17 protein-coding genes and 2 pseudogenes are annotated in these 18,747 nt (G+C 58.5%); 13 read left to right on the top strand and 6 right to left on the bottom strand.

The features are described 5' to 3' along the window. Positions 1-727 precede the first annotated feature (727 nt). On the bottom strand, positions 728-1,417 hold the full coding sequence (locus GSQ77_RS23830; protein ID WP_158905438.1) for a PepSY-associated TM helix domain-containing protein: 690 nt from the start codon (positions 1,415-1,417) through the stop codon (positions 728-730). A gap of 76 nt (positions 1,418-1,493) precedes the next feature. After that, the gene (locus GSQ77_RS23835) at positions 1,494-3,716 is read right to left on the bottom strand and encodes a TonB-dependent siderophore receptor (RefSeq protein ID WP_158905440.1); all 2,223 of its coding nucleotides are present in this window, start codon (positions 3,714-3,716) and stop codon (positions 1,494-1,496) included. 293 nt (positions 3,717-4,009) lie between these two features. Between GSQ77_RS23835 and GSQ77_RS23840 the strand changes: the two genes are divergently transcribed. Then, the gene (locus GSQ77_RS23840) at positions 4,010-5,032 is read left to right on the top strand and encodes an LLM class flavin-dependent oxidoreductase (RefSeq protein WP_158905442.1); all 1,023 of its coding nucleotides are present in this window, start codon (positions 4,010-4,012) and stop codon (positions 5,030-5,032) included. Positions 5,033-5,122: 90 nt separating this feature from the next. Here GSQ77_RS23840 and GSQ77_RS23845 read toward each other — a convergent pair whose 3' ends face one another. Then, positions 5,123-6,007, bottom strand: a complete 885-nt coding sequence (locus GSQ77_RS23845) for a LysR family transcriptional regulator (RefSeq protein WP_158905444.1) — start codon at positions 6,005-6,007, stop codon at positions 5,123-5,125. 127 nt (positions 6,008-6,134) lie between these two features. On the opposite strand from GSQ77_RS23845, the gene argC reads away from it, so the two are divergent. Beyond that, on the top strand, positions 6,135-7,064 hold the full coding sequence (gene argC / locus GSQ77_RS23850) for an N-acetyl-gamma-glutamyl-phosphate reductase (protein ID WP_158905446.1): 930 nt from the start codon (positions 6,135-6,137) through the stop codon (positions 7,062-7,064). A 91-nt stretch (positions 7,065-7,155) separates the two neighbouring features. Beyond that, positions 7,156-7,566 carry a nuclear transport factor 2 family protein gene (locus GSQ77_RS23855; protein ID WP_254067758.1) on the top strand — a complete coding sequence of 137 codons (411 nt, stop codon included), beginning with the start codon at positions 7,156-7,158 and terminating at the stop codon, positions 7,564-7,566. Between the two features lie 469 nt (positions 7,567-8,035). On the opposite strand, the gene GSQ77_RS23860 is transcribed toward GSQ77_RS23855, so the two are convergent. Together GSQ77_RS23860 and GSQ77_RS29305 are read right to left on the bottom strand one after the other, a co-directional pair. Beyond that, on the bottom strand, positions 8,036-9,088 hold the full coding sequence (locus GSQ77_RS23860) for an alpha/beta fold hydrolase (protein WP_158905450.1): 1,053 nt from the start codon (positions 9,086-9,088) through the stop codon (positions 8,036-8,038). A 421-nt stretch (positions 9,089-9,509) separates the two neighbouring features. After that, positions 9,510-9,680 carry a hypothetical protein gene (locus GSQ77_RS29305; RefSeq protein ID WP_216854931.1) on the bottom strand — a complete coding sequence of 57 codons (171 nt, stop codon included), beginning with the start codon at positions 9,678-9,680 and terminating at the stop codon, positions 9,510-9,512. Between GSQ77_RS29305 and GSQ77_RS29655 the strand changes: the two are divergent. The 10 genes and pseudogenes from GSQ77_RS29655 to GSQ77_RS23900 form a co-directional block, all read left to right on the top strand. Further along, positions 9,654-9,794 (top strand): annotated as a pseudogene (locus GSQ77_RS29655) (IS3 family transposase); the annotation flags it as partial. The gene GSQ77_RS29305 and the pseudogene GSQ77_RS29655 sit on opposite strands and share 27 nt — an antisense overlap. Beyond that, positions 9,788-9,955: a hypothetical protein gene (locus GSQ77_RS23865; protein ID WP_158905452.1), complete on the top strand. Its 168-nt coding sequence runs from the start codon at positions 9,788-9,790 to the stop codon at positions 9,953-9,955. The pseudogene GSQ77_RS29655 and the gene GSQ77_RS23865, both read left to right, overlap by 7 nt. Positions 9,956-10,404: 449 nt before the next feature. After that, entirely contained in the window at positions 10,405-11,826 is a 1,422-nt protein-coding gene (locus tag GSQ77_RS23870; protein WP_158905454.1) for an amidohydrolase family protein, read from the top strand. Positions 11,827-11,972: 146 nt separating this feature from the next. Then, positions 11,973-12,872, top strand: coding sequence for an AraC family transcriptional regulator (locus tag GSQ77_RS23875; RefSeq protein WP_216854932.1), 900 nt, complete (start codon positions 11,973-11,975; stop codon positions 12,870-12,872). A 195-nt stretch (positions 12,873-13,067) separates the two neighbouring features. Further along, complete coding sequence (locus tag GSQ77_RS23880) at positions 13,068-14,186, top strand: LLM class flavin-dependent oxidoreductase (RefSeq protein ID WP_216854933.1); 1,119 nt, start codon at positions 13,068-13,070, stop codon at positions 14,184-14,186. Between the two features lie 131 nt (positions 14,187-14,317). After that, a complete protein-coding gene (locus GSQ77_RS23885) occupies positions 14,318-14,815 on the top strand; it encodes a flavin reductase family protein (RefSeq protein ID WP_158905458.1) in 498 nt (165 codons plus the stop codon). A gap of 79 nt (positions 14,816-14,894) precedes the next feature. Further along, positions 14,895-15,506 carry a nitroreductase family protein gene (locus GSQ77_RS23890; RefSeq protein WP_158905460.1) on the top strand — a complete coding sequence of 204 codons (612 nt, stop codon included), beginning with the start codon at positions 14,895-14,897 and terminating at the stop codon, positions 15,504-15,506. Positions 15,507-15,620: 114 nt separating this feature from the next. Then, the gene (locus GSQ77_RS30005; RefSeq protein WP_367889698.1) at positions 15,621-15,692 is read left to right on the top strand and encodes a hypothetical protein; all 72 of its coding nucleotides are present in this window, start codon (positions 15,621-15,623) and stop codon (positions 15,690-15,692) included. A 366-nt stretch (positions 15,693-16,058) separates the two neighbouring features. Beyond that, entirely contained in the window at positions 16,059-17,003 is a 945-nt protein-coding gene (locus GSQ77_RS23895; protein ID WP_158905462.1) for a transporter, read from the top strand. Between the two features lie 13 nt (positions 17,004-17,016). After that, positions 17,017-17,373: pseudogene (locus GSQ77_RS23900) on the top strand (autotransporter outer membrane beta-barrel domain-containing protein); the annotation flags it as partial. Positions 17,374-17,625: 252 nt separating this feature from the next. Here GSQ77_RS23900 and GSQ77_RS23905 read toward each other — a convergent pair. After that, positions 17,626-18,747: tetratricopeptide repeat protein (locus GSQ77_RS23905; RefSeq protein WP_216854934.1), on the bottom strand; the 1,122-nt coding region annotated here is incomplete at its 5' end.

Here is an 18,747-nt window from a genome sequence, read left to right on the forward strand (position 1 = left end):
GACCAAGAAGCTCGGGGCGCGCAGATTAATGACAGCCGGTGTTCATGATGGTTCTCATGGCCGTGCTTGTGATCGTGCTCATGATCGTGTTCAAGCGCGAGAGATACCAGCCCAACCCACGGCGAGCCAGGGTTTTGGCCGATCGCGTCAACCCTGTTTCAGACTCCGTCTGCGGCATTGCCGGGTTTGCCGCCGTTCGCGCGAGCTCGACTGGGCCGAATGCTGGCGAAATTGAGGGGGCTCCGATAAACAGCGCAAGACTTCGCGGCCGCGCCCCGTTAGGGACACCACGTTCGGTCTGCGTTGAGTGACCGACACGAGATCGCGATCGAGCAATGCTACGACTTCCTCAGCAATGTGGTCTATTTGCGTCGACGACGATTGCACCACCAGCAAGGCCGCGATTTCATGGAGGCTGAACATATTTCATCACCATGAGTTGTCATGGAAGCCCATTCTAAAGCGTGAACCTGACAGTTACGGTACAGGAATATTTCAGTCTTTTACGATGTAACAGGGCTGAAACGTTTGGGGCGGCGTGAGCTGAGGGGTGTAAGTTCGCTACCTGATAGCCGCTTTTTGACTGGGCATTTTAAGAAACGTTCGGCGCGGCGGGTTTGACCCGTTCTCGACCCGGCGTGGGAGCCGCAAAGCCGGGTCGAAGATCGCGAAGGTATTTGGACGAAGTTGGCCGACGAGGTCAGGCCATGCGTTTAGATGAACGAAGTCAAATCGACTGCACTGCGCACAGGATCGCCGTAATCAGCGCAATGCTGAAAATCGAAGCGCCGATCATCTTGCGACGATTCATCTCGGTCCACAACAGCACGCCGGTGATCGAAAGAAAGATCAAGCTTCCCGCGATGGAGTCTGCGAACAAAACCCAGCCCACGTTGACGCCGTTACCACGGTGCAGCCCCTCGAGCGTGGCGAGCAATCCCTGCTCCCGCCGCACGACGTTGATCATGTTCGCGCCTTTCCAGTAGTCGGCATCGACGAGGTAGTGGGGCGCGGTGAAACGCACTTCCCAATGTTCAGGCTGAGTCACAGTCTGGTCGCCCCAGGTCACGGGTTTCGCGGCTTCACGCACGGCGCGCAACGCGGGTCGATCGAGTTTCAGCGTCTCTTGCAGGTACTTCGCCAATTCGCGCGGCGATTTTGGCACGGGGTCCGGCATGGGAAGTTGAATCGTCGATACAACGGGCGCCCCGGTCGGAATCTTCAGCATGGCGCGATGATTCTGCAGGATCCCGGTAACGCCGAACAACAACCCTATCACGGCGCCCCACAGACCGACCCAACCATGAACTCTGCGCAGCCACTTGATGAAAGTGCCGCGGCTGGAGCGGGATTTGACCTGCCGGGTCGATATGTCCGACAACGGGTCTGTCGAGATCTCTACGTTGCGTGCTTGCATGATGACGTCTGTCGTCCAATGAATAAATGTGTGAGGGCCGCAGCCTTCAGGATGCGGCCGGCGTAACCGTATCTCTTCAGAAGTCGAACGTCGAACTCAACTCCAGCGTTCGCCCCAAGCCGACGCCGATTTGGTTCGATCCGGCCGCACTCCAGTAGCGCCGATTGGCCGCGTTTTCCAGGTTCGCCTGGAACGAGGCGTGCCTGCCGAAGATCCGTGTCGAGTAGCGCGCGCCCGCGGAAATCAAATAGTAACTGCCGATAAACGCCTGATCCGCACTGTTGACCGGCCTGGCGCCCACGTAGTAAATGCCGCTGTTGATCGACAGACCCGGCACCGATGGCAGTCGATATTCGGCAAACACGCTGGCGGTGACGTGCGGCGTGTTTTCCAGCGTCTGGCCCACGAGCGTAGGGTCGGAGGCACTGACCTGTGTTGCGTCAAGATAGGTGGCCGAGGCGATCACCGAGACATTTTTTATCGGATCGCCCTGCACCGAGAATTCGATACCGTGATAGCGCGCAGTGCCATCGATCACAAAGAGGTTTTGGCTGTTGGTAATCGCGGAGGGTTGCCGCAGGTTGAACAAGGCCAGCGATGCCAGCGTGTTGCCGGCGAACCGCTGGCGTATGCCGATTTCCTCCTGCTTGCTCACCACAGCGGGCAGCACCTGATTGGCGTTGGCCGCCGTAACCGGCGCTGTTCCAGCGGATTCAAGCGCTTCGACGAAGCTCGCGTAGACGCTCGTATTGGGCGCCAGGCGGTACGTTATGCTGCCCGAAGGCGAGGTATTGGTGACGTCGGAGTAGGGCGTGCCGGCTTGCGACATGGCGTAATCGGAATTACGCACACCGAACATCACCTGCCATCGGGAGGTCAAGTCGACTTGGTCATACGCGTACACGCCGCGATTGCTGATGTGCTGGGCCAGGAACAACTTGGGCGTTCCGCTCGGAATCAGGTTGGTGATGACGATCGGGTTGTAGAGATTCTGGCTCGCGGTAAACGTGTTGGTCGTGAAGTTGGGCTGGAATATCCAATCTTGCGAGACGCCGACGGTGACCGCGTGATTGATAGATCCGGTCTTGAACGCGCCATTCACATCGACGCGAACGATTTTGTTCTCATACATCTGGCCGGTCTGCTGGCTGGCCTGCAGAGTTCCGGCGCCCGTCGCAACATTGTAGTTCTGGAAAACCCAGGCAAAGCGGTCGCGCCGGGTGATCGATTGTCCGACCGAAAACGTCGCGGTCCAGTTTTCCGTGAACGCGTAATTGGCCTGCAGCAACTGTGTGTTGGCGCTCGCATGAGTCGGGTTGTTGGCACTAACCAACAGCTTTGACGGATCGGGAATCGCGGGTAGTGCAATGACGCCCTTGACGGGCGCAAGCGGAGCCAGACCGGCCTGCTCAACGATACTGGTTTCGATATGTTCGAAGTCGTATTTCAGCGAGAGCTGGCTGTTGATGCGCCAGTCCAGGGCGACGCTGGCGAACTTGCGATAACCGTGATCGCCGTCGACCGGTGTCTCGACATGCTCGTCCATTGCGTTGACCCGTATGCCGAACTGATTGTCGGGGCCGAAACGACGGCTGACGTCGACATGCGTTCCATATGAGCCGTTGGAATCGCCAAGCGCCGACACGCTGGTAACCGGATCGGTACCGGCGCGCTTGCTCACCATGTTCACGACCCCGGCCGGCACCGTGAAACCGTAGTACAGCGCGGATGCGCTTTTCAGCACCTCGACGCGCTGCTTGTCTTCCAATGGCATCCAGATGTTGTTGTCGATCGGCAATACGCCGTTGAACAGGAAGCTCGATCGGTTATCGAGCGGAATGCCGCGAATTGAAATGTTGTCGTAGGCCAAGCCGCTGAGTTGCTGCCGCGTCACGCCCGCAACGTTACGCAGTGCATCGTAGAGGCCGGTATCGCCTTGCGCGTCCATGACTTCCCGCGTTATGACATTGACGGTCGCGGGGACGTCGAGCGCGTCGAGTCCGCGATAGGGGCCGGTTTCGATGGTCACGGGCGCAAAGCCGCTCGATTTCTTCCCCGTCACGTCGACCGGCGCGAGTTCCTGGATATCGCTCGGGACAGTTGTTGGAGCGGTTGTCGGGACAGTTGTCGGGGCAGCTGGGGCAGTTGAGCCAGCGGCATCGCCATCGTTAGAGCCGGCGTATACGCCCGGGCTGATGAGTGACCCTAAAATGCCTGCCGCCAGGCAAGCAGTGAACGATCGCGATCGGTTTTTTTTGTTGAACGACGAAATCTTGCCGGTCGCTTTTCTACGGCGCATGAACAAATCCTGTTGACGGTGCGATGGCGCGGGGGAGCAGATCAGGCCCTCAGCGAGGACTCAGCCTAAGTTGCCACTAACCTCGCACGGCAAATACGAATGAGAATGATGCGCATTTATATTTAAAATCGCTTTGAAAGTCAAGTGAAGTGAAAATGACAGCAGGGGCGGGGGTGACGGTATTGGGGCGCGCTAGGTCGATGCCGGTATAGTGTTTTCGCTGCACGGCCTATCATGTCGGCCTATTATGTTCACCCCGTCACCCTGTATTCGCTCCCTCGTGCGATGTCTCTATGAAAAAGATTGGCTTTCTTTCGTTTGGCCACTGGACTGATTCCGCGAACTCGCGGGCACGGTCGGCGGCGGATGTGCTTCTGCAATCCATCGACCTGGCGGTCGCCACCGAGGAACTCGGCGCGGATGGGGCCTTTTTCCGGGTCCATCACTTCGCGCAACAGTTGGCATCCCCTTTTCCACTGCTCGCAGCGGTCGGCGCGAAAACGAGCCGGATCGAAATCGGGACGGGTGTCATCGACATGCGGTACGAGAATCCGCTTTACATGGCGGAAGATGCAGGCGCAACCGATCTGATTGCCGGCGGACGTCTACAACTCGGTATCAGCCGAGGCTCCGGCGAACAGGTTATCGACGGATGGCGCCACTTCGGCTACGCGCCGCAGGAGGGCGAGACTCACGCCGATCTGGCGCGCCGCCATACGGAAGTTTTTTATGAGGTGCTGCGAGGCAAGGGCTTTGCGCAGCCAAATGCCAGGCCCATGTTTTCCAATCCGCCTGGGCTTCTGCGGATCGAACCGCATTCCGCGGGGCTACGCGAGCGTATTTGGTGGGGCTCAGGTTCCGACGCGACCGCGGTGTGGGCCGCGAAGATGGGCATGAATCTTCAGACTTCGACATTGAAAAACGACGAGACGGGCCGCCCACTTCATATCCAGCAAGCCGAACAGATCGCCGCTTATCGCGAGGCCTGGAGAGCCGCCGGGCATACGCGAGAGCCGCGGGTGTCGGTCAGCCGCAGTATTTTCGCGCTCGTGAATGAACAGGACCGTATGTATTTCGGCCGAAGCGCTCAGAGCCGCGACACGGTCGGCTTTCTAGACGATGATGTTCAAAAGATCTTCGGCCGAAATTACGCCGCAGAACCTGACGTCCTGATAGCGGAACTGGCAAAGGACGAGGCAATCGCCGCAGCCGATACGTTGCTGCTCACCGTGCCCAACCAGTTGGGCGTCGAATACTGCGCGCACGTTATCGAGTCGATTCTGACGCATGTCGCACCCAGCCTCGGGTGGCGCTAAAACCAGGCATATCGAGTCTCTAATCAAACGTGATCGTTAAAGCTCGAGCCAAAAGTGTTTCCGTGCATGCGAAGCGGCAAATGGCAATGCCTACGCCAATCGCAGATCCCACAACACATCGAGTACGTGTTGCGTGGAACGCTCGACGTGCCCCGCGCGATGCGCAATGCCGAGCCGACGCCACAACGCCGGGCGCAGCGCACGCATGACAATGCGCCGGTCGGGTAATGGCGTAGTCGCCTCATGGGGCAACAGCGCTGCGCCGTAACCTGCCGCTACCAGACTCTTGATCGCGTCGTTGTAGTTGAGCTGAATGCGCGGCGCAGGATGGTGCCCCCCGGTCGCGAACCACTCCGCAGTCAGACGCGAGAGACGCGTGGTCGCGTCATTGAGAATGAGAGGTTGAGCGGCGAGCCATGCAGGCGTGATGCGAGCCGGACACCGCCAATGCGCGGGCAAAAAGGCCATCACGGGGTCCCGGCGCCAAGGCTTTATCACGAGTCCTGCCACTGGGGGCTGAGGCAGTGCGACCAGCCCAACATCCAGCGTTCCATTCGCCAGTCGGGACAGCGTTTCATGCGAAGTGAGCACCGCAACCTGAATGTCGATAGCGGGATGGTGCAGGCGCAGCACCTCGAGCGCTTGCGGCAACAGGTGCGCGATCACGCCAGTCGACGCACCGAGCCGTGCGCGCCCTTCGAGCCCCTGCACCTGGCGTTGAATATCGTCTAACGCCTGCTCCGCATCGGCCAGCAGTCGACGCGCGCGTTCCACCAGCACCTCTCCTATCGCCGACGGTCTTACATGCCCGCGCTTGCGTGACAGGAGCGGAGCCCCAATGCGGTCTTCGAGTTCAGCGATGTGGAGGCTGACCGTTGGTGGCGCCAGATGCAACGCACGCGCCGCGTCGGCGAATGAGCCACGGTCGGCAATGGCGACCAGGGTGCGCAAGCGGTCCAGGCTGATCTCTCGCATGTCGGCGTCCAGATTCAGAAAAACTGAATGTGCAGGTTATGAAATTCAACTTTCGCTATTGTAGCGGTACGCGGAAGATAGCAGGCTCGTTCTACTTGTATCACCCAGTCACCGGAGTATTCCGCACATGAGCTCTCCCCTTGTTTTCATCGACGGCGACCAAGGCACCACCGGGTTGCAAATTCACGAACGACTTCGCGACCGGACCGATCTGAAGCTGGTCACGCTTCCCGCGGCGGAACGCAAGGATTCTAAGCGTCGCGCCGAAGCCATTAACGCCTGCGACATCGCCATCCTCTGTCTGCCCGATGCTGCCGCGCGAGAGGCAGTGGACGCCATCGTTAATCCTGCCGTCAGAGTAATCGACGCAAGTTCCGCCCACCGTACACAAGCGGCTTGGACATACGGCTTTGCGGAAATGACTCTGGGACAGGCTGAGCGCATTGCGAACGCACGTCGGGTCACCAATCCCGGTTGCTATCCGACCGGTGCAATTGGCTTGCTGCGTCCCCTGCTGCACGCCGGGCTTATACCAGGCAACTACCCGGTCAGCATTTACGCGGTGTCCGGCTACTCCGGACGCGGGCGTGCCGGCGTGGAGGAACACGAGGGGCAGGGTGCTGTCAACGCACCGTCATACCAGGTATATGGTCTGGAGCTCGCGCACAAGCACACCCCGGAGATACAGCAGCACGCCGGACTCGCGCAGCGTCCCATCTTCGTGCCTGCGTATGGTGCGTTCCGCCAGGGCATCGTGCTGACGGTGCCCTTGGAGTTGCGGTTACTGGCACCCGGCGTGGACGGCGCCACGTTACACGCGTGCCTCGCACGCCACTATGCCGAGGCGGCCCACGTAGATGTCTTGCCGCTGCATGAATCGTGCGTCTTAAAGCATCTGGATCCGCAACTGCTGAACGGTACGAACGACATGCGCTTGAGCGTATTTCCTAACATGGAACACGGGCACGTCCTGCTATCCGCGGTTTTCGATAATCTCGGCAAGGGCGCGTCCGGCGCTGCGGTCCAGAACCTGAACCTGATGCTCACGCAGCAATAGTGGTCGATGGCTTGAGCTAATGTTCGGCTGTGCCCATTGCCAACGATTGTTGTCAATCTGGTCATGGCCATCTGCCGGACGCATCGGGTTGGTGTCGACCCGGAACCGCGGTTCGGACACGCACTCCCGTAATGCCCGCTCAAAATCACCAATCTCAGTCATTCAAAAGCAACTTGACGCGTACAACGCCAAGGATATTGAAGCTTGGCTCGCAACATATGCTCCAGACGCAGAGCAATACGCTCTGCATGGTGAAAGACTTGCGCGCGGACATGAAGAAATGCGTTCCCGCATGGAAGCCCGCTTCTCAGAAGCAGACCTGAATGCAAAGCTCGTGAACAGGACTGCAATGGGGAACGTTGTTGTCGACCTTGAAATCATCACTCGAAACTTCCCAGAGGGCCGTGGCACAGTGGAAATGCTTTGCGTATATGAGATCACAGATGGCCTCATACAGAAAGCCTCTTTCGCTTTCGGCCAGCCGAAGATGGATGCGCGTTAATCGGAGTTCTGACACGACATTGCAGGCGCGCTCCTTCGGGCGTTGCGCCTGAATTTCGCGTTAATGTCGGCTATCTGGATTGCTGCGGTCGTTCATCTTCCCTCTTTGCGATGTCCACGAATGTCTCAAACTGGCCGCACTGAGTCAGATAGCGACCGGCTCAGGACGACCCGTTTGAGTCATTCATCCGATTTTGCTAACGTCTGCTCCTGCGCTCTTACGAGACGTTCGCGAACTACGGCTTGGCCTAACATGCACTGGACCGATTTCGGTCCTGCCGACTCAGAACAGCGCGTTGCCTCCATCCGACAAGATCCTGCTTCGTGGTCATCGCGGATGCTTTCATTGCGATCAGCGCGGCCTCGCTCATCTTCTTCTGCCCTTCGAGTGGCGAAGCCTTGGCGGATTTGAGGAACAGCCATCCCACTGACCCAGAAGCGGGATTGGCCGTTCGTTGGCAGAATCGCCGTCAAGCCCTGTCGACGTCAATGATGGCCTTGGCGAACTCTGCCGGTGCCTCTTGCGGCAGATTGTGCCCTATGCCGCCGGTAATGTTGCGATGCTCATACTTGCCGACGTACTTCTTGGCATAGAGGCTCGGGTCAGCATGCGGTGCGCCGTTCGCGTCGCCTTCCAAGGTGATCGTCGGACAAGCGATAGTTGGAAATGTCGCGATCTTCTTCTCCAATCCATCATATTTTCGCTCGCCCGGCTCCAGACCCAAATACCAGCGATAGTTGTAGAGGGAGATACGAACGAAATCCGGGTTTTCAAACGCCGCTGCAGAGCGCTCGAACGTCTCGTTATCGAACGCCCATTTCGGCGAGGCCTGCTGCCAGATGAATCGGTTGAAGTCTTTGGTGTTCTTGGCGTAGCCAGCCTGACCGCGGTCTGTGGCGAAATAAAACAGATACCACCATTTGTTTTCAGCCGCTGGCGGCAGCGGCATCTGGACGGCGGCCTGGCTACCAACGAGATAGCCGCTCACCGAGACCAGCGCCTTGACGCGCTCGGGCCAAAGAAATGCCAGAAGGTTGGCGTTTCTGCCACCCCAGTCAAATCCCCCCATAATCGCTTTATCGATCTTGAGTGCGTCCATGAAGCTGATGGCATCGAATGCGACTGCAGCCGGCTGAGCGTTACGCGGTGTCGAGGCGGAGAGAAATCGCGTTTCGCCGTAGCCGCGCAAGTACGGGACGAGAACGCGGTAGCCGGCCGCCGCGAGTATAGGAACGACATCGACGTAGCTGTGAATGTCGTAGGGCCAGCCGTGGAAGAGCAGCACCGGTGGGCCATCTGCCGGCCCGGCTTCTGCATAAGCGATGCTGAGTACGCCGGCATTGACATGCTTTAGCGGGCCAAAGGACCCCTTCGATGTCCCCGCCGTCACCGACGCAGAAATGCGATTGTTGTTGCTCTCTTGCGCATTGGCGCTTGCAATGGTGCCTAGCTGGGCACCCACGAGACCGAGTGCCGATGCTCCAAGCAAGGTTCGGCGCGATTTATTGACATCTCCTGCCATTTGCTACTCCTTATTAGATTGACTGCCGATAAAGCGTACGCTGGAAACGTATTCAAAATATGTTCGTCCCTGGGTAGTTTTGTAAGTCGATGTATCAAGTCAGCGGCTAGATACATAACGATACAAATGCGTCGGATTCCTAGCTATTGGTGTCGGGTTCGGAATGCGAAAATTTTTTCGCATTCTCTGTACCTTTGCAGCTCGAAATCCGTGCCGATGCTTTTCCGTGTACGCCGCTTCGCGGCAGCTTACACGGTCAAATCATCTCATCGGTACAGGAGGGGTATGCCCACAGACCAGACCTGGCCGTGGAGCTCCGCGGTGACGTTTGCACCCATCCTGCGAACAGGGCGAAGCCGCCGACCAGTTTGCCCACCTTCTTCTTGGGCCCGACCAGTCCGACTGCCAGGTACTGGAGGGACTAGCCCGGCAGTACGCGCACCGCGTGCAGAAAGGCGTCGTAGTCGACGGTGAGCTGATGGATTTGTACCGGGGTCAATAAAAGTCGCGAGCGGTGGTAGGGATGTGACGGAGCGCTCAATGAGCGTGCGAGTTGCGTGTGCCCGCCTTTGGCGTGAGCGAGAGGTGTCATCGGCATCGTGCCGAGAATGCAGAAATCGCAGACTGGTTGATTAAGCTCACCCATGACCAGCGCAACTGGGGGTTCGGCTCGTGCTTTCTTTATCTGCGCAATGTCGAGTGCTTCTGGTTGTACTGGCCGGCGCTTTATCGGCTGTTGTCGTGCTGCTCAATCGGGGCATTCTCCGCTCACTGGGCGGCGAACCGATTCAGCACGACATGGATTTCACATACGACGTGGAAGAGCGCTTGAATTCACCAGGCTATGGCACCGGGGAAGCTGCATAATTTGAAAACTCGGTCCTGATTGGGGCGGGCGCTGTGAACGCATGTCGCTCACTAACGTCAGAGGCCGCCTCCAGCCTGATAGGTGTCATCCGAGAAGATGTGCCGGCCGGCTGCTCCTGGCCGGTCGCTGTCCCACGCATGCCCCTCCATCTTTGGAATATCGCCATGGAGGAATGTTGACTCCGCCAGAATCCATTCGCTATCCACTTCCTGTGAAAACCGGGTGCGCTATCCAATTTCGGCACGTCTGTCGCGGGTCTTGAATGCGTATCGCGGTAATACTTTTGCTACGCTCGGGCGCCATGCGGGATGATTTCCCCATACCGCAACTGGAGCAGGATTTTGAAAGACCCCCTTTTTTGGTGCACCTAACTTCAACACCTGCGCGCTTTCATGACTCGTCGATACGTACAGAACACCACGAACGCGTTCACCAGGAGGGTCTATCCATGCGCGAGGCACCAGAACCCATTCAGGAGGTCGATCTTCTGATCTCGGCGGGATGCATCATTACGATGAATTCCCGTCGGCAAATCATTCTCGACGGAGCCGTCGCCGTCAGCGGCACCGATATTGTTGCCGTAGGCGACGCCCGGGAGATTCGAGCTCGATATCGAGCGCGCAAGACGATCGATGCGCCTCAAGGGCTGATGACACCGGGGCTGGTCGACATACACAATCATCCCATCGACTATCTGATCAAGGGACTATGCGACGACACCCCTCAGCTTCAACGTCTGCGGGAACGACTGATCCCTCATGAAGATGGTCTGACCGAAGAGGAAGCCTATGTGGCGTCGGCGGCGACCTACTTCGAGATGATTCGTCACGGCACCACGTGTTTCATGGACGCGGCCGGCCCCAGGCCGGAATCCGTCGGACGCGCCGCACTCAATGTCGGGATACGAGGAGTGGTCTCGTGCAAGATGGCCGACTTGCCGGGGCCCTTCGGCGGCCGGCGCGAAGATCCACTGCGCATGATTGCACTTGCAGACAAGACGTTCGAACAGTTCAACGAAGCAGGAAACGGCCGGCTACGCGTTTGCTACGACGTCGACTTTCCTCCGATGGTCAGCGACGAGCTCGCCCGTCTCGTGCGCGAACACGCCGGCGAGCGGGGCGCCGGCATGACGGGCCATTTCATCGGCCAGAGACCGGAGTCAGGTCAAGCGGCTGGCTTTCGCAACGCGCATTTGAAGCGCTATGCCGATCTGGGCTTGCTTGGCCCGCGCACGACTCTCGCCCATATCGGATGGATTCCCGAGGCGGATATCCGGGTATTCGCCGACTCAGGAACCCATGTGGCTCACTGCCCGTCTGCGAGTCTGCTGGGCGGCAATGGCTGGGTGACTCACGGTGTCATACCGGATTTGCTGGCCGCCGGCGTAAATGTGGCACTCGGTACCGACGCCGCAGTCATCAGTCGCTTTCTTGACATGGTCCGCGTCATGCACATTGCGTCGACTGTGCACAAGGATGCGAGGATCGATCCTCTGCTCATGCCGGCTTATCAGGTACTTGAGATGGCCACGCTGGGCGGCGCGAAGGCAATGGGCTGGGCGGATCGTATCGGCTCGCTGGAAACTGGAAAGGCGGCGGACCTGGTTGTATTCGATGCATCGGGGCCGCAGTGGATGCCCAACCGATTTTCCAATCCGGTTTCCGACCTCGTCTACGGTAGCAGCGGTAGCGATGCCCAGACCGTGGTCATTGACGGGAGAGTCGTGATGGAAGACCGGCGCTACCGGACCAGTCTGCCATACGAAGAGATCGCTTCGGCAGTCGACGAGGCCGCAAGGACTGCGCTGCATCGATTGGGGATTTCTCCACAGGTGCAATGGCCGGTATCCGGCCCGTCCGTTGTGCAGTGATAGAGTCGGGCAGGCGGGGAACCTGGATTTCCTTGCATTTGTAACATCGGCATCGCGGCTCGGGCCAACTTGAGTTCTGATCCCAACGAAACAGGGGAGCGAGTCGAGGGCACGAGTCGTGAGGCCATCAGCATCGGGGAAGTCAAATGTTTCCTTCCAGTTTTTCATCCGCGCCTGCCCTTGAGGTGCGTTCCGTGAACACGGGTGTCGAAGGCGAGGCATTCGCGCCTTTTACGAATACGCCGTGGCAGGTCCCGTATGACTACGGGACCGTGTTCTATTGCACGGGTGGACGTGCGGAAGCACAGATTGGACTGCATCATCACATGCTTGGGGTTGAACTAACCCCCGGTATCGTTCGGACGCGGCACAACTCTGCTCGCTGGTCGAGCGAGATCATGGTCTCGGGCGCACTCTATTTCGTGGCGGCGGGTTCGACGATCGACGTCAGGAAGGAACACCCCATCGACTTCATACTTGCGACGATCGATCCGGAATCCGCCGATCGTATCTTCAGGGAAGCCGGGGTCTCGGGCGGGGTGCCGAGCTTTGCGGTCAATCTGGTCGACCCGATAGTCGACAGGCAGGCGAGGCAGCTTCGCCAGATGTTCCTGCGTCGGGACCGGGATGTCAGCCTTTTCGCATCCGGTTTTGTACAGCGTGCCGTCAGTCGGGTCATGCGGTACGACCATGCCCGGCATCGTTCCGGCCGCTACCAGCTCGCACCTCACCAGATCCGTTCGGCACTTGAGTTCATCAACGAGAACCTGTCCTCATCGTTATCGATAGAAACATTGGCACAGGAGTCGACGGGGTTGAGCGGCTTTTACTTTGCTCACGCTTTCACGGCGATGCTCGGTCACTCGCCGCATCAGTACATATTGGAGAGACGTCTGTCGCGCGCCCATGAGTTGATTGCGAGTACGACATCGTCTCTCGCTGAAATTTCGTATAGCGTCGGCTTTTCGAGCCAGGCGCATATGACGAGCACCTTTGGCCGGCGACTGGGGATCACGCCGGGGCGTCTGAGGCAACCTTTCGCATAGGTCGCCGAGTTCGCATCTTGACCGGTGACCCGATTGATCCGGATGGGTGTCTCTGGCGCAGGCCACGTTGTCGCAGGATCCTGAAAGCCTTTCGTACAGGTCGTCGATAAGCTTCGAGGTAGTGATCGACAGATGATCGACCATATTTCACGCTTACCCAACCGAGGCTAGAAGAGGGAATCTATGACGAACGGTATGCCTTCCATTCAAAATCCGATGCAAAGTTCCAACCGACTGAAGCTGGGTGTCTTCGGTATCAACGGTGGCGCAGCCTTTACCAATCATCCCGACCGCTTTACCGCAACCTGGGGGAACAACGTTCGTATTGCGAAGATGGCGGATCGCCTCGGCATCGAGGCGCTGGTCTCGGCTTCGCGCTGGAAACCTTTCGGCAAGGACGGCCACTATTCCGGCGACCTGTACGAGACATTCACCTGGGCGGCTGCCGCTGCCGCGGTGACTGAACGCATTTGCGTCATGAGCACGGTCCACCTCTCGGTGATCCATCCGATCATCGCGGCGAAGTGCTCGGCAACCGTCGATCTCATTTCGAATGGCCGCTTTGGTCTCAATCTCGTCTGCGGCTGGTATCGCGAAGAGATGGAGATGTTCGGCGATGCGATGTACGGTCACGACGACCGTTACGGCCTGGCAGACGAGTGGGTCCAGGTGTTCGACCGTCTCTGGGCTGGCAACGCCAGCTTCGACTATGAAGGTCTCTTCTACAAGCTCAAGGGCGCGATCATCCAGCCCAAATCGCCGCATCCGCGTCCGATCCTGATGAATGCGGGCGGCTCCGATCGGGGACGGGAGTTCGCGGCCAAGAATTGCGATGTGGCCTTCATCATTCCCCAAGACCCCAGGCCCGAAGCCCTGAAGAAGCAGGTCGACCACTATCGCGACTTTGCGCGCGAAAAATATGGGAGGGAGATCCAGGTCTGGATGTCCAGCTATGTGGTCCAGCGCGACAGCATGGAAGCTGCTCGCGCCTATGTCCAGGACTATGTAGTCAGCCAAGGCGATGACGAAGGTGTGGATGCCTTCATTGCGAACAACATCGGAAACGCCAAGACCATGCCGGACGGCGTGATGGAGAAGATGAAGTTTGCGATCGCGGCCGGATATGGCGGGTATCCGATCCTCGGTACAGCACAGGATATCGCGGCGACGCTCTCGTCGATTTCCGATGCCGGCGTGGATGGCGTGCTCCTGACGTGGCTCGACTATGAGCGAGGCTTGGCCAGTTTCGGCGAGACGGTGCTCCCGTTACTGGAAAAGCAGGGCCTGCGCACAGCCGTCGAAGTGCCGGCCTGAATGAGTCTGCAGGCCCTGCATCGATCCCCGCCGGCTTGAGGCCGGTGAGGTTCGGCACCCCTATGGCGCTATGCCACTTGCATGGCGCCCCCTTCGAGTCCACCCACAATCGAATCGTGCAGGAACAGGTCATGGAAGAAGAAGCACTGCGAGCTGATTTCAAGCAGGCAATGCGACGCCTGGCGGCGACGATCGCCATCGTGACATCGGGTAACGGCGACGAGAGAACAGGGATGGCGGCGACTGCCATTACCTCCGTCACGTCCGATCCCCCGACGCTGCTGGTGGCGGTGAACCGGAATGCTAGTCTGTCGCCGGTCATGAAGTGCGAACGGAGATTCTGCGTCAATTTACTCGCGGAACGTCATGCCGACATCGTCGGCATCTTCAGCGGTCAGAGAAAGGGCCTCGCCAGGTTCGAGGTCGGTAACTGGACGACTTTCGACGAAGGGCTGCCCATCCTGAGCGACGCGGCCGCGAGCCTCGTCTGCACGATATCGACGACTGTCGAGGTAGGGACGCATACGCTCGTCATCGGTGAGGTGACGAGAGTCTATTGCCATTCGACGATTGATCCACTGATCTGGGTCGATGGGCGTCTCGCTCGTACGAGGGAGCTGTGTTTGTAGGGATGCTCCCTTCGCTGCCCGCTTCCCATAACGACAACATCGCGCCGGCCCGGCATTGCCGGCTGCCAAAGGAATCTCCATGAACACTCGCGCTGCTCGCCATCCCATCCTACCTCTGATTCTCGATCGTTGGTCTCCCCGCGCCTACGATTTTTCCGCGCCCGTGAGCCGTAACGAACTCGCGACACTGTTCGAGGCAGCTCGCTGGGCACCCTCGTCATTCAACGTACAGCCATGGCGTTTCGTCTTTGCATTGCGTGCCGATACGGGCTGGCAGGCCATGCTCGACTTGCTCATTCCCTTCAATCGCAGTTGGGCGGAGGCGGCAGGCGCACTGGTCTGCATCTGCTCGGAAGTCGATGTTCCTACGAAGACACCTGGAGAACGACAACCCTCCTACAGCCATAGCTTCGACACCGGTGCCGCGTGGGCGATGCTTGCGCTGCAGGCGTCCAGTGTTGGGCTCGGCACGCATGCAATGACCGGGTTCGATGTGGACCGTGCGAACAGTGTCCTTCAATTGCCGCGGAACGTGCGGCCGGAGGCAATCATTGCAGTGGGGCGAACAGGCTCGCCCGCCAATTTGCCGGAGGCGCTTCGCGAGCGCGAGGTGCCGAGTAATCGGCAACAAATCGAGACCTTTGTCTACGAACACACATACGGGACGGCCGCGCGTTTCGGCGGGATCTAAAGCACGTCTCAGATCAAAGGATTACGCCAGCGACATTGCGCGAGCTGCGCGAGGCGGCGCTTGCCGACGAACACGGGAAGTGCCTGGACGAACTGGACGCTGACCGTGGATTTCATGCAATCGTGGGAGGTACGGCATGGACAGATTCCTGCCGGTGCTTGGGTACTGCTGAGAACCGACTGGTAAAAATGTAGGAAACCTATCTAATTTATTAATCTGCGCGAAGGCCGAGCGAATACGCGCGGTCCGACGCAATTGGCGGCCGAGTGGCTGATTCGCGAACGTAACGGCCACGGATTCTCGGGGCCGAGACGATCAACACTGACGCAGACCAGTCCTACAAATTCCTGCGCGTCTTGGCAATGGTCGGTAGTCGATGCCGATCGTTGCTCGCATAGAGCGGCAAAGAATGTAGCAGATTCCTGGAAGATAATTTTACATCGGTCGTAGCAAACTCCATTCAACACCTCGTCGTAACCATTAAACAAAAAAATAGTCCGCGTCAATTCGGATAACGAATCATTGTCTTAAAGGGGCACTATGAGATTCGCGTTGAAATGGATAGCAGCGGCCATCATGGTCAGCGTTGCCGGAATCTCCCATGCGGCAGAGAACGGCCAGCCAAGCGGATCGGTTGCGTTCGGCATCGATGGAATGAGCAACTTCTATCTGCCCCCGCCTGGCGGGTGGTGGTTGGTGAATTACACAGGCATGTATTGGGCAAATCGCATCGACGGTCCCCATGGAGAGAATGCGGTGCCGGGTGCGAAGCTCGATGTGGAGTACAACGTCTTTGCGTTCAAGTATCTCCCCAACACCGGGATTCTTGGGTCGACATGGACGGCCTTTGAGATTTACCCGACTTTGGTGCGGACAAGCTTCAGCAATGGAGCGGATCGATCGACACGTTTCGGCTTTGCCGATCTCGCGATCGATCCATTCGGACTTGCTTGGAAGGTCGGGAACGCGAATATCGGGTTCGGAACCACATTCACTGTTCCCACGGGCGAGTGGAACCCGAACAGCGAGGTGAACGTCGGCGACAACCATTTTAGCTGGAACCCGCAGCTTTACTACGACTGGTTTGATCCGCAGGGAAGAGGTGACATTTCGGTCCACGGTTCGTACGAGCTGAATTTCCGAAACAATCAAGGGCTGGTTACCTACTTCAATCCGACCGGGTCGCCCTATACATCAGGTCAGGTATGGCATCTCGAAGTGGCTGCGGCATACAACGTCAATCAGAACCTGAGTGTGGCCGGGTCTGTTGTGGGTGCCTATCAGTTCACGGACGACAAAGTCAGCGATCCGCAGGCCAACGCATACGTGCAGAACGCCCTCGACGGCAATCGCTACGAAGATGTGTCGGTTGGAGTCGCCGTACGTTATCTTTTTGCCAAGGTGATCCCGGTGAACCTGACTTACACACGAGACGTCTACGCGAGAAACAAGGCGGTAGGTAACGCGATCGTGTTGCGGGTCGTGGTGCCGCTGTGAGTGACTGAAGTATTCGACGCTCACGCCGCTGGCGAGCCTCACTTATAGCTACCAGGATCAGGGCAGCTATACGGAGAGCGGCGGCAATGGCGCGGCACTGTCGGTCGGTGCCAGCCACGCGAACTCGGTGAAGAGCGTTCTCGGTGCGAGGCTGGAGAAGGCCTTCTCCAGCAGCTACGGCGAGATCGTGCCCGACCTGCAGGTGCAATGGATCCATGAGTACGACCACACAGCGCAAGCGACGGGGGCGAGTTTTGCGGGAGACCCGACGGGTCAAACGGCATTCACGACCGTGGGCGCGACGCCGGTATCGGATTTGGCGGACGTGTCGCTAGGCGTGACGCTGCTCAAGGCGCACCACCTCTGCGTCGGTCGATCGGCATTTCGTCGTTTGTCCACGCTTGGCCAAATGGCGACTACCTGCTCGTCAGCAGACGTTCGCGAAGTGACTGTGAATGGCGCTTCCTGGCCGCACTGAGTCAGATAGCGACCGGCTCAGGACGACCCCAGAAGGGACGGTCGTATTTCCCGAAAGCGGCCATTCCCGGGAGCTATATCCGCGACGAGAAGAAAGGCCTTATGTAGCGTGAAAGGAGGTCGCCATCTGTAAGGCGGCCGGTGGCTAAAGCTGCCGCCATTTGCGGCTCTGGTGAGTAGCTTGCCAATCGCTGGCTAGACGCTCCGCCTTGGCAAGCTGAGCCACACTCAGTTTCGGCTTCAGAAAGTCACGTAAGGTCGTGGCGTCGGGCGGCCCCGAATTGGCGGCGAGCACGGCCCACTTGTAGGCCTCCACTAGGTCTTGAGGCACGCCGACGCCGCTTGTATACATTCGGGCAAGATTGTATTGGCACATGAAGAAGCCCAGTTCGGCACCCTTGCGATACCAGAACACCGCTTTTGGCAGGTCCCTTTCGACCTCGATCCCTTGCTCATACATGGAGCCGAGCACAAAACTTGCATTCATGTCTCCGCCATCGGCGGCCATTGAATAGTAAGCGAGTCCCTTCTCTCGATCTCTCGCGACACCCTTTCCATGAAGGTAAAGGTCGCCAAGAGTGGCGTAGGCGCTGACAAATCCATTGTCACCCGCCTTCTGCAGCCAGGCAATTCCTTGAGCAATATCCTGTACGATCCCATCGCCTCTCAATAGCGCCGCACCATAACTCTGCTGCGCCCACGCGTTTCCTTGCGCTGCAGCTTTATGAAACCAGTTTACAGCCTCAGCGTGGTCCTCAGGGACGCCCAGACCGAACCGATACAGGAAACCAAGCATAGCCTGTGCTTCCGCATTTCCGTCTTTTGCGAGGGGTTCGAGCAGTTGGCGCTCTCTGAGATAATCGCGCCGTTCATGGGCCGCCTTGGCCTCCGCCAGAGAGGCAGTCATGGTACGGGATAAATCCTCACCGAGTGACATTCGCCCCTCTTGATTTGCTAGCGCTTGGTTGGCGGACTTCGAGAAAGTGTTCGTTTGTTTATCCGACGGGCGTTGGGGGGCCGTCACACGTTGGTCTGCCGCGTGGACCGAAACGCAAAATGCGCAAAGCAGAAAGGCGGCCCAGTCGCGGTTACGTAGCCGTCCAAGGCAGCGACCCGACGATGAGTTGGTTGACATATCTAAAAACATACCAGTGGTACCATCGGGATCATAGTCGTGGCCGGCAATTTTTCCGCCTTCCTCGTCGGCCTTCACCACGCCAGGGAGGTGTTCACTGAAGCTACCGCGCGGCGCGCTTTCACTTGAACG

It is taken from the genome of Burkholderia sp. L27(2015) (assembly GCF_009765705.1).
Lineage (GTDB): Bacteria > Pseudomonadota > Gammaproteobacteria > Burkholderiales > Burkholderiaceae > LMUX01.